Below are 14,924 nucleotides of genomic sequence, written 5' to 3' on the forward strand. Positions count from 1 at the left end.
TGAAGCCCCCCTCAAGATGAGATTTCCCATAGCGCAAGCTAGTAAGATCCCTGAAAGATGATCAGGTTGATAGGTCTGAGGTGGAAGTGTGGCGATACATGGAGCTGACAGATACTAATCGATCGAGGACTTAACCTATATAGTAATATTTTTCGGTTTTGACCATTTCTCCACTATCTAGTTTTGAAAGAATGAAAAAATACTTGAAAAATAAATAAAATCATATATAATAGAATATGTCAGTTTAAATAGTTTTGCTAACAATCCTGACATATAGAATGGAACATGGAAGCCTTTCCGATAGGAAAGAAATACTTATTATTGATCCGCAGTAGCTCAGTGGTAGAGCTATCGGCTGTTAACCGATCGGTCGTAGGTTCGAATCCTACCTGCGGAGCCATTTATAATAAGGAGAGCTGTCCGAGCTGGCCGAAGGAGCACGATTGGAAATCGTGTAGACGGTTAACGCTGTCTCAAGGGTTCAAATCCCTTGCTCTCCGCCATATTCTATTAAAATAAAGGCCCCTTGGTCAAGCGGTTAAGACACCGCCCTTTCACGGCGGTAACACGGGTTCGAATCCCGTAGGGGTCACCATCGTTTCTAGTTTAGGCTAGAGGACAGTACAAGTAAAATAAATTTTATCGTCGCGGGGTGGAGCAGTCTGGTAGCTCGTCGGGCTCATAACCCGAAGGTCGTAGGTTCAAATCCTATCCCCGCAATCAAATAAAGGTCCCGTGGTGTAGCGGTTAACATGCCTGCCTGTCACGCAGGAGATCGCGGGTTCGATTCCCGTCGGGACCGCCATTTTAAAAAAGATACATAATTGTTGAAAGAGTCATTAAGATTTGGCTCGGTAGCTCAGTCGGTAGAGCAATGGACTGAAAATCCATGTGTCGGCGGTTCGATTCCGTCCCGAGCCACCACTCTTTTTACGTTTATGTTCTTAATATTTGGAGGGGTAGCGAAGTGGCTAAACGCGGCGGACTGTAAATCCGCTCCCTCAGGGTTCGGCGGTTCGAATCCGTCCCCCTCCACCATTTTAGGGGTATAGTTTAACGGTAGAACAGAGGTCTCCAAAACCTCCAGTGTGGGTTCGATTCCTACTACCCCTGCCAAAAAATTATGGCGGCTATGGCGAAGTGGTTAACGCATCGGATTGTGGCTCCGACATCATGGGTTCGATTCCCATTAGTCGCCCCATTTATATTATATCATCGTTGGGCCATAGCCAAGCGGTAAGGCAACGGACTTTGACTCCGTTATGCGTTGGTTCGAATCCAGCTGGCCCAGTGAATGCTTGTGTTGGGCAGTTGAGGTCATGTATAATATAAAAGTGAATGTGAAATTCAACATAAAATAATTAAAAGTCTGCTTCACAATTGCGGAAGTAGTTCAGTGGTAGAACACCACCTTGCCAAGGTGGGGGTCGCGGGTTCGAATCCCGTCTTCCGCTCCATAATGGCGGCATAGCCAAGTGGTAAGGCAGAGGTCTGCAAAACCTTTACCACCGGTTCAAATCCGGTTGCCGCCTCCAATCTGCTTGCCGGTGTGGCGGAATTGGCAGACGCGCACGACTCAAAATCGTGTTCCTCACGGAGTGCCGGTTCGATCCCGGCCACCGGTATCGAGAAAAGTGGAAAAAGACTATAGGAAATAAGGGATCTCACTGTGTGTGAGGTTCTTTTTTTGTTGTACCCCGAAATTGGAAACAGGAGTAAGAGCAAATGAATTGAGTCGTGATAATCGTAACCATATTGTTGTGTGTGTGAGATAATTTTAACAAGCTCTCTCCCATTCATTATCCTTTGAAGAAACTTTGTATTAGCGAATTTTTGTTTGCTCTCAGCTTTAAGAACATCTTCATTATCAGACATATTTTCAAGTTCTGTAGGTTAGTGTCTAAGGCGTTTAAAATAGAAAGTAAAGTTGCACTTTCAGCTTTTCCAGTAGCCTCTAATCTACGTACAGTTCTTTCACTTACTTTTGTAATTACAGCTAATTTAGCTTGAGTCCATAGCTTTAAATTTCTTAGTTCCTTAATTTTATTTCCTATGTGCATTAGATAACATCTCCTTGTCTCTTTATTTGCCTTTATTATATATCTTTAGAAATATTGAATAAGTTAGACCAATAATAGAAAAAGTGAGGAACGCAACATGGCTGAATTAAATTCAAAATTATTTAGTGCCGCAGACAACTTGCGAAGCAAAATGGATGCATCAGAATACAAAAACTACTTATTAGGATTAATCTTTTACAAGTACTTATCTGATAAGTTATTAGAAAAAGTAGTTGAAATAGCAGATGAATCGCTAGAAGAATACGACACACAAGAAAAAAAAACTCAATTGTATAGGGATTTATTAGCAGATGAAGAGATAAAAAATGACTTGATTGAAACGTTAGTGGATACATTGGGCTATGATATTGAACCAGAGTATTTATTCAATGTACTAACCAATCAAGCTAAACAAAACACGTTTCAGTTGAATGATTTGAATAAAGCCTTTATCGATTTGTCTACGAAATATGATCAATTTAATGGATTGTTTGATGATGTGGATTTGAAATCAAAAAAACTGGGATCAGATGATCAACAACGAAACATTACCATTACAGAAGTACTGAAGAAACTAAATGATATCGATGTGATAGGACATAATGGCGATGTCATTGGGGATGCTTATGAGTTCTTGATAGGTCAATTTGCCTCAGAAGCTGGTAAGAAAGCAGGAGAATTCTACACACCTCATGAAGTATCTGACATGATGGCTCGTATTGCTACAATTGGTCAAGAAGATAAAAAACTGTTTAGTGTATATGACCCAACCATGGGATCAGGTTCCTTGATGTTGAATATTCGAAACTATATTAACCATCCAGATAGTGCAAAGTTTCATGGGCAAGAACTAAATACAACGACCTATAATCTAGCAAAGATGAACTTGATCTTGCATGGTGTTGATAAAGATGATATGCGTTTACGGAATGGGGATACATTGAACAAAGATTGGCCGACAGATGAGCCTTATACCTTTGATGCTGTCCTTATGAATCCACCCTACTCTGCAAAATGGTCCGCAGATGATACATTCTTAAATGATTCTCGTTTCAATCGTTACGGGAAGTTAGCGCCAAAATCAAAAGCAGACTTTGCTTTTCTTTTACACGGGTTCTATCATTTGAAAGATTCAGGAACAATGGCAATCGTTTTACCACATGGGGTACTGTTCCGTGGAGCTGCAGAAGGTATGATTCGTAAGAAATTATTAGAAGATGGCAGTATTTATGCCGTAATTGGCTTGCCGGCGAACTTATTCTTTGGGACATCAATTCCAACAACAGTCATCATTTTGAAGAAAAATCGTACCATTCGGGATGTTTTATTTATTGATGCAAGCAAAGAGTTTACGAAAGAAAAGAACCAAAATAAACTTTCCAAAGAAAATATTAATAAGATTGTCGAAACGTATAAGAAGCGAGAATATGTTGAGAAATATGCCCACCTCGCTACCTTTAATGAAATCAAAGAGAATGATTTCAATTTGAACATCCCTCGCTACGTCGATACCTTTGAAGAAGAGGAGCCTGTTGATATGGCTACAATTGGTTCAACCATTCAAGAGATTCGAAAAGAAAAAGCAGAACTAGAATCTAGTCTATATGACATAATTTCTTCGCTACAATTTGATGAAGAAAACGCAGAATGGATCAAGGGTGCATTAGAGGTGTTTAATCGTGGGAAATAAACGTACACCAGAAATTCGCTTCCCAGGATTTACTGAAGGTTGGAAACAGCGTAAACTGGATTCAATAGTAGATAGAATTAAATCATATTCTTTATCTCGTGATGTGGAGACGAGTGAATATACAGGGTACAAGTATATTCATTACGGTGACATCCATACGAAAGTTGCAGATGTAATAGATGAGTCTAGCAATTTGCCGAATATAAAAGCTGGAAATTATGAACTACTGGAAAAGGGAGATTTAGTATTAGCTGATGCTTCGGAAGATTATCAAGGAATAGCCACACCTGCTGTAATTACCATAGATACGCCATACAAGCTAGTTTCTGGACTCCATACAATAGCTTTGAGACCAAAACAAGTAGATTCTTTGTTTCTTTACTATTTGATTCATTCACCAATTTTTAGAAAGTATGGTTACAAGACAGGTACAGGAATGAAGGTATTTGGAATTAGCGTTACGAACCTTCTAAAATTTGAAAGTATGTTCCCGTTGTTGGAAGAACAAATCAAAATAGGTAACTTTCTCAAACAATTAGATGACACGATCGCTCTTCATCAGCAAGAACTAACCACCCTCAAACTAACAAAACAGGGATTCTTGCAAAAAATGTTTCTAAAAGAAGGAGAGTCCGTGCCGGAAGTTCGTTTCCCAGGATTTACTAGAGATTGGGAACAGCGTAAGTTTTTTGATAACATAAAAAGTATTATAGATTTTAGAGGTAGAACTCCAAAAAAACTCGGACTTGAATGGAGTGAAAGAGGTTATCTAGCTCTATCTGCCTTAAATGTAAAAAATGGATATATAGATCCTTCTGCTGATGCCCATTACGGTGATGAAGAATTGTATCAAAAATGGATGGGGGGGCGGGAATTAAAACAAGGACAGGTACTATTTACGACAGAAGCACCTATGGGAAATGTAGCTCAAGTACCTGATAATAAGGGGTATATTCTTAGCCAAAGGACCATAGCCTTTGATGTCCATGAGAACAAAATAACTAATGAATTTCTTAGCGTATTGCTTTGTTCCCCTAAAGTGTTTAATGAATTATCTTCACTATCAAGTGGAGGAACTGCTAAAGGCGTTAGTCAAAAATCGCTATCGCAGTTAAAAGTGGAAGTCCCTAAATCATTAGATGAACAAATCAAAATCGGTGACTTTTTCAAAAAACTCGACAACACGATCGCTCTTCATCAACGTGAGTTAGAAGCCTTAAAAGAAACGAAAAAAGCATTTCTACAAAAGATGTTTGTCTAAGCGAATAGAAGAGAGGGAGAAACATGACAAAGATACCACATCACAATGAAGCTGAAGTGGAACGTCGCCTGATTGAAGTGCTAGGGGAAGGGCATAATCAGTGGAACTATCGCCCAGATTTAAAATCGGAAGAAGATCTATGGAAGAACTTGCGTCAAAAAATTACGCAAAATAACTTATCAGAAATTGGGGAACATCCAATTTCTGATAAAGAATTTGACACTATTAAAACAGAATTACTATCGAAAACAAAGACACCCTTTGATGCTGCTAGATGGCTTAAAGGGGAGAACGGGATCTCTCGCATAACGATTGAACGTGAAGATGTATCCCTGGGTTCAATGTCGTTGGTGTTGTACTCCAACCAAGACATTGGTGGCGGAATCTCTACATACGAAGTTGTTCATCAGATTGCGAAACAAAAGGCAAACGTTGATTATCGTGATCGCCGATTTGACGTGACACTCTTAATCAATGGGTTGCCCATTGTTCAAATTGAATTGAAGCAAGTCAGTGCCAAAGACGGCGTATTCCAAGCCTATAATCAAATCAAGAAATACGCCGAAGAAGGGCTGTTTAGAAATAATATCTTTTCTACTCTTCAGTTATTTGTTATTTCCAATGAACAAACGACTCGCTATTTTGCTAATGCGATGCCAAAAGACATGTATAAGAAATTTGTCTTTAGCTGGCGGACCACAGATAATCGAAAAGTAGAAAATCTCTATGAATTTGTGAAACAAGTTTTAAATATTCCAGATGCACATCGCTTGATTGCAAATTATACGATTGTAAGTGAGGACCAAGACAACAAAACCTTAATGGTGTTAAAACCGTATCAAATTCATGCTATTGAAGCCTTGTTTACATCTGCCATGAAGCATGTATCCGGATTTGTTTGGCATACGACTGGTTCAGGAAAAACGTTGACAAGTTTTGTTTCTACGAAGTTATTAGCTCGCAAATCAGGTGTAGATCGTACAATTATGCTCATTGACCGAAAAGACTTGGACAATCAAACTACCACTGAATTCACCAAATTTGCTTCCGAGTTTAATACCGGTATTTCTTCTGGTAATGCCAAGTCTAATAGCTTGATTGTCGGGACCGGAAGTGCGAAAGAGCTAAGTAATACTCTACTATCTGATGCCAATTCCAATACAGTGATTATTACCACTCGTCAAAAATTAGAAGCTGCCTTGCGCTATGCCCAAAGGCAAGAGGAACAAAAAGGCACCCAACGTTTTAAGAAACTACTGGGGCAACATATTGTCTTTGTCGTAGATGAATGCCATCGAGCGTTAAGTGCTGAAGGGATGGAAGTGATTAAGGGGTTCTTTCCAAATTCTACATGGTTTGGTTTTACAGGTACGCCAATATTTAATGAAAATAAAAAACAAGCTAAAGGCCAATTAGCTCGCATCACTCGTGATCAATATGGAGAAGTTTTGCACACTTATACCATTAAGAATGCATTAGATGATGGGGCTGTTTTAGGATTCCAAGTAGAGCATGAAGATACGATTGAACCAACATCATTAAATAATTACATTTTTGATCAATTGCGGAAAAATGAAAAATACGCCCATTTTAGTGATGATGAAATTAACGATATTATCGATCAAATGGATGGAATGGAAAAGGAAGCATATCTTGAACCATTGACTTTCGAAAGCGATGAACATATTCAAAAAGTCATTTATAAGATTTTTCGACCTGATAATGCCTATACCAAATTTGATTTCCAAAATGGTCGACCACAAAAGTCTGCCATTTTAACAACAAGTTCGATTGATATGGCAAAACGCTACTATCGGGCAATCAAGGAAATGACCAAAGATCCAGAATGGTTGACGAAAGAATTTGCTGGACATCCGATTCGAACGGGGCGTACGATTGAAGATCCGGACTTCCCTCGGATTGCCATCACCTATTCGATACAAGAAAACGAAGATAATTCCAAACAAAATCAAAATGAAATGAAAGAAATTATCAAGGAGTATAACGATTATTATCACACAGCTTGGTCGATAGAAGATATTGAACGATATAATGGCGATATCAACAATCGTTTAGCTCGTAAGAAAGCAGAGTTCAAAGAATTTGGGAAACAAATTGACCTTGTCATTGTCGTAGATCGCTTATTGACTGGATTTGATGCACCAACGATTCAAACGTTATTTGTAGATCGAAATTTAAGTTATGCCAATTTGATCCAAGCCTTTTCTCGAACCAATCGTACTTATCCAGGAAAGACAAAGGGATTGATTGTGACATTCCGAAAACCTTCGACAATGGAACAAAATGTAAAGAATGCGACAAAGTTATATTCTCAAGAACAAGAGGAATCCAAGCTTGTTTATCCAACTTATGATGAATCGAAGAAACACTTCAAAAAAGCTCACAAAGTGCTATCAACGTTAGTTCCAAATCCAACCTATATTAACGAGCACTCACCGCTTGAAACCCGGGTTGAATTTGTGAAAGCTTTCCAAGAGTTGAATAATGCCTACGAAGCTTTAGTTACGTATGATGATTACAACGATGATATGGAGAAGTCAAAAGTACTTCAAGAACAGGTGAAGACCTTAGAAGAATATATTGGCGTATACAACACGGTCAAGGGTTCGCTAGTCGATGAAGGGAGCCAAAATGGACCGAGACCAGATTTCTCAGACATTGAATTTTATGGAGAAAATGCGATTAAAATTTATGATATTGACTCAACCTATATTGACCAGTTATTAGAAACGTACTCAGCCAATAATCAGAATATCCGTAACGAGATCGAAAAAGCACTTCAAAAACTGAAAAAATCAGAAATTGTTAAAGAAGTATACCGTTCGATTTTAAACGCTATTGATACCAAAGAAATAGATTCAGAGGAAGATATTTTTGTAGTGAAACGACGCTTTTTCACTAAAGCAAGTAACAAGACGATTAAAAAATTTGCGAAAACTTGGTTTGTGGAAGAAAATGAACTGCATTTATCTGCGATACAATATGTGATAGGAACAGAACCTATTCCGAATATTGGGAGAATTATTAACAGCAAGCAATTTGATAAGTATAAAGCCATACATCCAGATGCAAAACCATTGAAATATGGACCAGAAATGAAGCGTCAGTGGAGAAAGACATTAGATGAAGTCATTGTACCTTTGAATGACGAGTTAAGATAAAATCGTTTAAAATTAATGTTTTTCTTTAAAAGGGTTAGAGAATTTTGTTTAACAAGTCTTTATAACTTAGAGAATTATATATTGGTGATGATAAAAGAAAATAAATGAGAAAAAGATGGACAAACTTATATTTTTCAATTTAGTTGTTTTACAAAAATTTTACATATTGCTAATAAAAAACCTTGTAGTATCAATAATTTAACCATTATTTTGATCCCGGCCACCGGTATTAATAAACGTTATTTGAAGCGGTTTTCCCGAAATGGGAAGCCGTTTTTTGTGTTTTTATGGCCTTTTTGGTCGTGGAAACTAGAAAAACGAAGCGAAAGGCTTCCATTTAGTCAGAATTTAAATAAGTATAGAACACTTGTGGATGTTTATAGGTATTTATTCTTTTACGTAATCAAGATTAATAAGTGTTTGATAAATTCTATCATTCATCTCTACATCACTAGCAATTTAACTGCCTATTCTTATGATATTAAGATGTGCAAAAATATTAGCAATAAACGGGAATGACAGATTGCATTACGATATTAAATGACTATTACTCGTCTTTACAATAAGTTGTAGTTGCCAACTTTCAACATTGACATTACTAGAAAGAACTGTTAGGTTTATTAGTAAGTTCATATTGATTATTTCTAAGGAATGTTACCGATAGGGCATAACCTGAACTGATTTGTTTACACTACACGTGTGTTCAAATCGGCTCAGGTTTTTTTATTTTAAAATGATTGCCCTTCTACCTTCATCATCTAAAAAAGGAGTTTTATTATGGCAAACTACACATTTCCAAATCACTTTTTATGGGGCGGTGCAATTGCTGCCAATCAAGCTGAGGGAGCTTATTTAGAAGATGGCAAGGGGTTGACGACTGTTGATCTACTGCCAACAGGTGAAAAACGAAGAGATATTATGAAAGGGAATGTTCCATCCTTAATTCCCCTTGAAGGTGAATTTTATCCATCTCATGAAGCAATAGATTTTTATCACCGTTATATAGAGGATATTGCATTATTTGCTGAGATGGGCTTTAAAGCGCTTCGTGTTTCAATTGCCTGGGCACGTATTTTTCCAACAGGCGAAGATAAAGTGCCTAATGAGGCTGGCTTAAAATTTTATGATGATCTATTTGATGAACTAATCAAAAATGATATTCAGCCTGTCGTCACTCTTGCACATTTTGATGTACCGGTAAATTTAATTGAAAAATACGGCAGCTGGAGAAATCGCAAGCTTGTCTATTTATTTGAAACATACGCAAAAACTGTCTTTACCCGCTATAAAGAAAAAGTGAAATACTGGATGACCTTTAACGAAATTAATATGCTGCTTCATTTACCATTTTTAGGTGCGGGCCTTGTTTTTGAAGAAGGGGCGAACAAAAAACAAATTCAATATCAAGCAGCACATCATCAGCTTGTTGCTAGTGCACTGGCTGTAAAAGCTTGTCATGAGATTATTCCGGATGCAAAAATAGGTTGTATGCTGGCTGCTGGCACTTTCTATCCTTATACATGTAATCCAGAGGATGTTTACCAAGCGATGGAAAGAGACCGTGAGTCTTACTTCTTTATTGACGTACAGTCACGTGGAGCATATCCTGCGTATGCGAAGCGCTTCTTTAAAGATCATCATTTAACGATTGAGATGGAACCTGAAGATGAAGAAATATTGAAAAATCATACGGTAGATTATATCGGCTTCAGTTATTATTCAAGTCGTACAACAAGTACGGATTCGGAAGTAATTAAAAATATGACAAGCGGCAACGTGTTTGGCTCTGTTTCAAATCCTTATTTGAAAAAATCAGAGTGGGGATGGACGATTGATCCGAAAGGGTTCCGCATTACTGCGAATCAACTGTATGACCGATATCAAAAACCGTTGTTTGTTGTAGAAAATGGACTTGGTGCGGTAGATGAAGTAACACCTGAAGGAGAAGTTAACGACGATGATAGAATTGACTACTTAAAACGACACATCGTTGAAATGGGGGAAGCGATTCAAGACGGTGTTGAGATCATTGGCTATACAAGCTGGGGTCCGATTGACATTGTTAGTGCCTCGTCAGGGGAAATGAAAAAACGCTATGGTTACATTTACGTTGATAGAGATAACGAAGGAAAAGGATCATTGAAAAGAATGAAAAAGAAAAGTTTTAATTGGTACAAAAATGTTATTAAGTCAAATGGAGAAAATTTAGGCGAATAGAGGAACTTCTATAGCGGAGATTTTAAAAAATTTCCGCTATTTGTAGGTTTCATACATTCGATGAAAGCGTTGACAGGTTGCCAAAGCAAATATATACTAATATTATAATAATCGATTTTCACTAGGATTGTTACTGCTCATGCAGGCAAAACCTAAGTCACTAAATGTTTAAGATCATAAATGGTCTTATTTATTTGTTGTGGCTTAGGTTATTTTTTATTTAGAAACTTTATTTTTTATAAATCGACAATTTCCCCTCTTAACCAAATTTCGATTAAAAGAATATACACCCAAAATGAGAGAATGATACATCATTGTCTACAAGCATAAAGAAAGGAAGGCAAACACCGTGAAAATAGCTAAGGTTATTAATAATAATGTTATTAGTGTATTACAAGCAGATGGTTCGGAACTTGTTATTATGGGGAGAGGAATTGCTTTTCAGAAAAAAGTAGGTGAAGAAGTAGATCAAGAGAAGATTCAAAAGGTTTTTGCTTTGAAAAATAAACAAACATCCGATAATTTTAAGATGCTGCTTCGTGAAGTTCCTATTGAGCTTATGGTTGTTGTTGAAGAAATTATTCATGATGCTAAAAATAATTTAGGGAAAAAGTTAAGCGAGAACATTTATGTTTCTTTAACAGACCATATTAATTTTGCTATAGAACGGGTCCAAAAAGGAGCAGAAATAAAAAATGCTTTATTATGGGAAATTAAACAACTATATAAAGAAGAATTTTTAGTTGGTTTAAAAGCATTAGAGCAAATAAATGAAAAGTTTAATATTTCCTTGCCTGAAGATGAAGCTGGTTTTATCGCAATTCATATTATTAATGCAGAAATGAATGAAGATGTTATCAACACAATGAATATTACGAAGTTTATACAACAAATCATTAGTATTGTGAAATATCATTTCAATATAGAATTTGAAGAGGATTCATTAAACTATTTTCGCTTTATCACTCATTTAAAGTTTTTCGCGCAACGTATTTTTAAAGGAACGCATTATGAAAACGACGATGATTATTTATATATTATGATTAAACAGAAGCATAAAGAAGCAGCAGAGTGTACCGAAAAGATTAAGGATTATATTAAATATAAATATGAACACGATTTAACAAATGAAGAAATGCTCTACTTAACTATACATATTGAACGGGTTGTGAATAGATAAATGTTGATCTTTTTACAAAAAAGTAGTATGGATGTTTATAAATAGTGTTGACAAAATAAAATATCGATATATACTAACATTAAATCAGACAATAATAAAATAACTTGCAAGCTTGGATTGTTACTGGTTATGCAGGCAAAACCTAAGCCATGAAAAATTCTTTAGACGGTAGTGTCTATTATTTTTCAATGGCTTAGGTTTTTTGTTTGCAAAAAATAAAAAGCCTCGGAGGTGTCGTAATGAGCTACGAAAAATTAGCCAAGGAAATTATAGAGCTAGTAGGCGGAGAGAAAAACGTTACATCGCTTGTGCACTGTGCAACACGATTACGTTTTGTTTTAAAAGACGATACAAAAGCAAACAAAGGAAAATTAGAAAATACTGAAGGTGTTATTACAGTGAAAGAAAGTGGAGGACAGTTCCAAGTCGTTATTGGAAATACTGTTCCTGAAGTGTACAATGCAATTGGAAAAATCTCTAATATATTAAGTGATTCCAAAAAAACAAGTGCTTCAGATACAGCAAAAAAGGGCAATATATTTGGACAAGCTGTGGATATCATCTCTAGTATTTTTGCTCCATTGCTCGGTGTAATGGCAGGAGCCGGGATCTTAAAAGGCTTGTTATTAATTGCAAGCAATGCAGGATGGTTAGAAACAACTGAAACAACTTATATTATCTTAGCAGCTACTGCTGATAGTTTGTTTTATTTCTTACCATTATTGTTGGCGGCAACAACTGCAAGAAAATTCGAAGGAAATGTATTTACTGCATTAACAATTGCAGGTGCATTACTTTATCCTTCTATTATTGCGCTTAAGGATCAAGATGCAGCGATAACTTTTTTTGGAATTCCGGTAACAATGATGAGTTATTCATCAACTGTTATTCCGATTATTTTATCTGTTATTGTTATGAGTAAACTAGAAAAGGTCTGTAATCGCTTCATACACGAAAGTGTAAAAAATTTCATCACGCCTTTGATTTCTCTTGTTGTAATGGTTCCTCTCACTTTAATTGTATTTGGACCTATTGGAGTTAATGTTGGGAACGGCATCGCAGCGGTAATGGTCGCAGCATTTGCTTTTAATCCGATGTTAGCTGGTGCTATTTTAGGTGCTAGTTGGCAATTGCTTGTTATTTTTGGTGTTCACTGGGGATTGGTTCCTGTATTTATCAATAACATTGCGGTAAACGGAAGTGACGGTGTAAAGCCAGCAGCAGCAGCATCGGTATTTGCACAAACAGGTGCAGCGTTAGGGGTTTTTCTTAAAACGAAAAACAAAAAGTTAAAAGCATTAGCAGGATCCGCCACTATTACTGCTCTATTTGGTATTACAGAACCAGCTGTGTATGGTGTAACATTAAGATTAAAACGGCCATTTATTGCAGGTATTATCGGTGGTGCAGTTGGTGGAGCGATTATTGGTCAAGCAGGTACTAAAGCATTTGCTTCTGGTGCGCCTGGACTTTTAACACTGCCAACATTCTATGGGCCTGGTGGTCAAGGATTTATGGGGCTAATCATTGGTATCATAGCGGCATTTATCGTTTCAGCTGTATTAACTTACATTTTGGGATTCGAAGATCCAGTTGAAGTAGATGAACCTACTATTGATTCCGAAGAAACAAAAGAAAAATCTGACGAAGAAGTGTTAAGTCCACTAGATGGAACGGTTATTCCATTATCTAAAGTTCCAGATCCAGTATTTTCATCAGAAGCAATGGGGAAAGGTATTGCCATTAAACCAACTTCTGGAAAAGTTGTATCACCTGTCAATGGAACAGTAACAGTTGCTTTCAAAACAAAGCATGCGATTGGTCTTGTTTCAGAAAGTGGAGCAGAAATTTTAATCCATGTCGGAATCGATACGGTTCAGTTAGATGGGAAGTATTACACATCTAACGTGAAACATGGTGATCAAGTAAAAGTTGGCGACATACTTATTGAATTTGATATTGACAAAATCAAAGAAGCAGGATATCAAGTTATTACACCAATCATTGTGACGAATTCATCTCATTATACTGAGATAACAGCAATTCAAAAAGAATCTGTAAGGGAACAAGATAAATTGTTAAGTCTTCATATTTAGTACTAGCTCTGTGCAAAACATTAAATCAATAGGGAAAAACGCTTATTCTTGTTACCCATCATCCACAAGTGGCTTCTATTTGTCATAAAATGTATACGATCCGAGATGGAAAATACTTTCTTTCTCAGCATATAGCGAGCAAATATAAAATTCAGTTGCTAACAGTAGTTTAAATCTTTACAATTGAGAATGGATAAAGCCAACATTTACTTAGAAACAATGAGAGAAATGTTGGCTTTTATTGTTTCAGTGTAAAAACGTTTACATAAAAGCAAAATATCCTACTGAGAAATACGTGGCTCAAAGTTAACACGAATGAATAGTTAAAGAGTTGAAACTTGAGGGCATTTTTTCGGTACAAGATCAGTCTCACGTCAACCCGACTGAACTTTCAGCAACAAGAACAAACATGATTTCAAAAAAAATTGCCTTAGTTCAGGTCCAGCGAACCAAACTAAGGCTGAAAGACAGTTCGTAAATAATTTATCCCACATCTAACTGGCAGTAACCCCCACCTCAAGAGTAGAGGGATCGAAGAAGTCTAGGTGCTGGGGGATAACTGCCAGTAAATGTCCGATTGGTTCAACTAACCATGATTGGGGGATAAGAGAAAACCCCCAATCATGGAAGTTTCACTTTATTCTTTATCCGTAAACGTCGCTAACCGTTTATCTCCATCCCAATTAACTTTAATCTCAAGTATTTCGGCAAGCTGTCGGACGGGTAAAAATGTATAGCCGTTTTTCACCATCGGTACTGCCCCTTCAAAAGATACTGTTTTGCCGTCAACGAGTATCTCCGGTTTACCGATATGTAAAATGATGATCTTGCCGTCTTTTGTAAGCGTAATTTTTCCTTCCTTTTCATCCCATTTCACGTCAAATCCGAATACGTCTGCAATTGCCCGAAGCGGAATCATTGTTCGACCATTTTCAATAAATGGATCGGCTCCGTGGGTATCGACATAAGTATGGAGATATTTCCCATTCACAAAGACTAAGACACGGTTTTTTATCGCCTCCTCACAAGGGAGAGCATCGATTATTATTTTCTTGCCATCTTTTATAACACCCATTTCTTTCGGAGAACCATCGGGGCTGTTGTAACATGATGGTACAGGCACTACATCCGACCAAAAGAAGAAATCCTCGGCGGCATTCGCAGTTTTTCCACTAATCACTAAAGCGAAAAGGAAGCTAAGTGCAATATACTTTAATTTTCTTTGTAACAATTCAATC

General features: G+C 37.0%; 8 protein-coding genes, 13 tRNA genes and 1 rRNA gene. 20 read left to right on the plus strand and 2 right to left on the minus strand.

Annotation, left to right across the window (positions count from 1 at the left end; translation table 11 throughout):
* The 14 genes from J2S08_RS11455 to J2S08_RS11520 all read left to right on the plus strand — a co-directional run.
* A 23S ribosomal RNA gene (locus J2S08_RS11455) occupies positions 1-138 on the plus strand; the annotation flags it as partial.
* A 187-nt stretch (positions 139-325) separates the two neighbouring features.
* Positions 326-400 (plus strand) — tRNA-Asn (locus J2S08_RS11460).
* A 10-nt stretch (positions 401-410) separates the two neighbouring features.
* A tRNA-Ser gene (locus J2S08_RS11465) sits at positions 411-503 on the plus strand.
* Between the two features lie 17 nt (positions 504-520).
* Positions 521-595 (plus strand) — tRNA-Glu (locus tag J2S08_RS11470).
* Between the two features lie 51 nt (positions 596-646).
* Positions 647-720, plus strand: a tRNA-Met gene (locus J2S08_RS11475).
* A 9-nt stretch (positions 721-729) separates the two neighbouring features.
* Positions 730-805, plus strand: a tRNA-Asp gene (locus J2S08_RS11480).
* Positions 806-848: 43 nt separating this feature from the next.
* Positions 849-924 (plus strand) — tRNA-Phe (locus J2S08_RS11485).
* Between the two features lie 29 nt (positions 925-953).
* A tRNA-Tyr gene (locus J2S08_RS11490) sits at positions 954-1,038 on the plus strand.
* 4 nt (positions 1,039-1,042) lie between these two features.
* Positions 1,043-1,116 (plus strand) — tRNA-Trp (locus tag J2S08_RS11495).
* 10 nt (positions 1,117-1,126) lie between these two features.
* A tRNA-His gene (locus J2S08_RS11500) sits at positions 1,127-1,201 on the plus strand.
* An 18-nt stretch (positions 1,202-1,219) separates the two neighbouring features.
* Positions 1,220-1,291: transfer RNA gene (locus J2S08_RS11505), tRNA-Gln, on the plus strand.
* A 91-nt stretch (positions 1,292-1,382) separates the two neighbouring features.
* Positions 1,383-1,457, plus strand: a tRNA-Gly gene (locus tag J2S08_RS11510).
* Between the two features lie 4 nt (positions 1,458-1,461).
* Positions 1,462-1,535, plus strand: a tRNA-Cys gene (locus J2S08_RS11515).
* An 8-nt stretch (positions 1,536-1,543) separates the two neighbouring features.
* Positions 1,544-1,625, plus strand: a tRNA-Leu gene (locus tag J2S08_RS11520).
* 174 nt (positions 1,626-1,799) lie between these two features.
* Here the strand turns inward: J2S08_RS11520 and J2S08_RS11525 are convergent.
* Positions 1,800-2,060 (minus strand): helix-turn-helix domain-containing protein, encoded by a 261-nt coding sequence (locus J2S08_RS11525; protein ID WP_307229618.1) that lies wholly within the window; start codon positions 2,058-2,060, stop codon positions 1,800-1,802.
* 97 nt (positions 2,061-2,157) lie between these two features.
* Between J2S08_RS11525 and J2S08_RS11530 the strand changes: the two genes are divergently transcribed.
* The 6 genes from J2S08_RS11530 (at position 2,158) to J2S08_RS11555 (ending at position 13,686) form a co-directional block, all read left to right on the plus strand.
* Positions 2,158-3,750 (plus strand): type I restriction-modification system subunit M, encoded by a 1,593-nt coding sequence (locus J2S08_RS11530; RefSeq protein WP_307229620.1) that lies wholly within the window; start codon positions 2,158-2,160, stop codon positions 3,748-3,750.
* Complete coding sequence (locus tag J2S08_RS11535) at positions 3,740-5,011, plus strand: restriction endonuclease subunit S (protein ID WP_307229622.1); 1,272 nt, start codon at positions 3,740-3,742, stop codon at positions 5,009-5,011. The genes J2S08_RS11530 and J2S08_RS11535 overlap by 11 nt, the downstream gene beginning before the upstream one ends.
* 23 nt (positions 5,012-5,034) lie before the next feature.
* A complete protein-coding gene (locus J2S08_RS11540; RefSeq protein ID WP_307229624.1) occupies positions 5,035-8,193 on the plus strand; it encodes a type I restriction endonuclease subunit R in 3,159 nt (1,052 codons plus the stop codon).
* A gap of 777 nt (positions 8,194-8,970) precedes the next feature.
* On the plus strand, positions 8,971-10,410 hold the full coding sequence (locus tag J2S08_RS11545) for a 6-phospho-beta-glucosidase (RefSeq protein ID WP_307229626.1): 1,440 nt from the start codon (positions 8,971-8,973) through the stop codon (positions 10,408-10,410).
* A gap of 349 nt (positions 10,411-10,759) precedes the next feature.
* Positions 10,760-11,590 (plus strand): BglG family transcription antiterminator LicT, encoded by an 831-nt coding sequence (gene licT / locus J2S08_RS11550; protein WP_307229628.1) that lies wholly within the window; start codon positions 10,760-10,762, stop codon positions 11,588-11,590.
* Between the two features lie 239 nt (positions 11,591-11,829).
* Positions 11,830-13,686 (plus strand): beta-glucoside-specific PTS transporter subunit IIABC, encoded by a 1,857-nt coding sequence (locus J2S08_RS11555; protein WP_307229630.1) that lies wholly within the window; start codon positions 11,830-11,832, stop codon positions 13,684-13,686.
* Positions 13,687-14,323: 637 nt separating this feature from the next.
* Here J2S08_RS11555 and J2S08_RS11560 read toward each other — a convergent pair.
* Positions 14,324-14,917, minus strand: coding sequence for a copper amine oxidase N-terminal domain-containing protein (locus J2S08_RS11560; RefSeq protein ID WP_307229632.1), 594 nt, complete (start codon positions 14,915-14,917; stop codon positions 14,324-14,326).
* Positions 14,918-14,924: the final 7 nt, after the last annotated feature.

Origin of the sequence: Bacillus chungangensis, from assembly GCF_030812995.1 — a bacterium.
GTDB classification, from domain to species: domain Bacteria; phylum Bacillota; class Bacilli; order Bacillales; family Bacillaceae_C; genus Bacillus_CF; species Bacillus_CF chungangensis.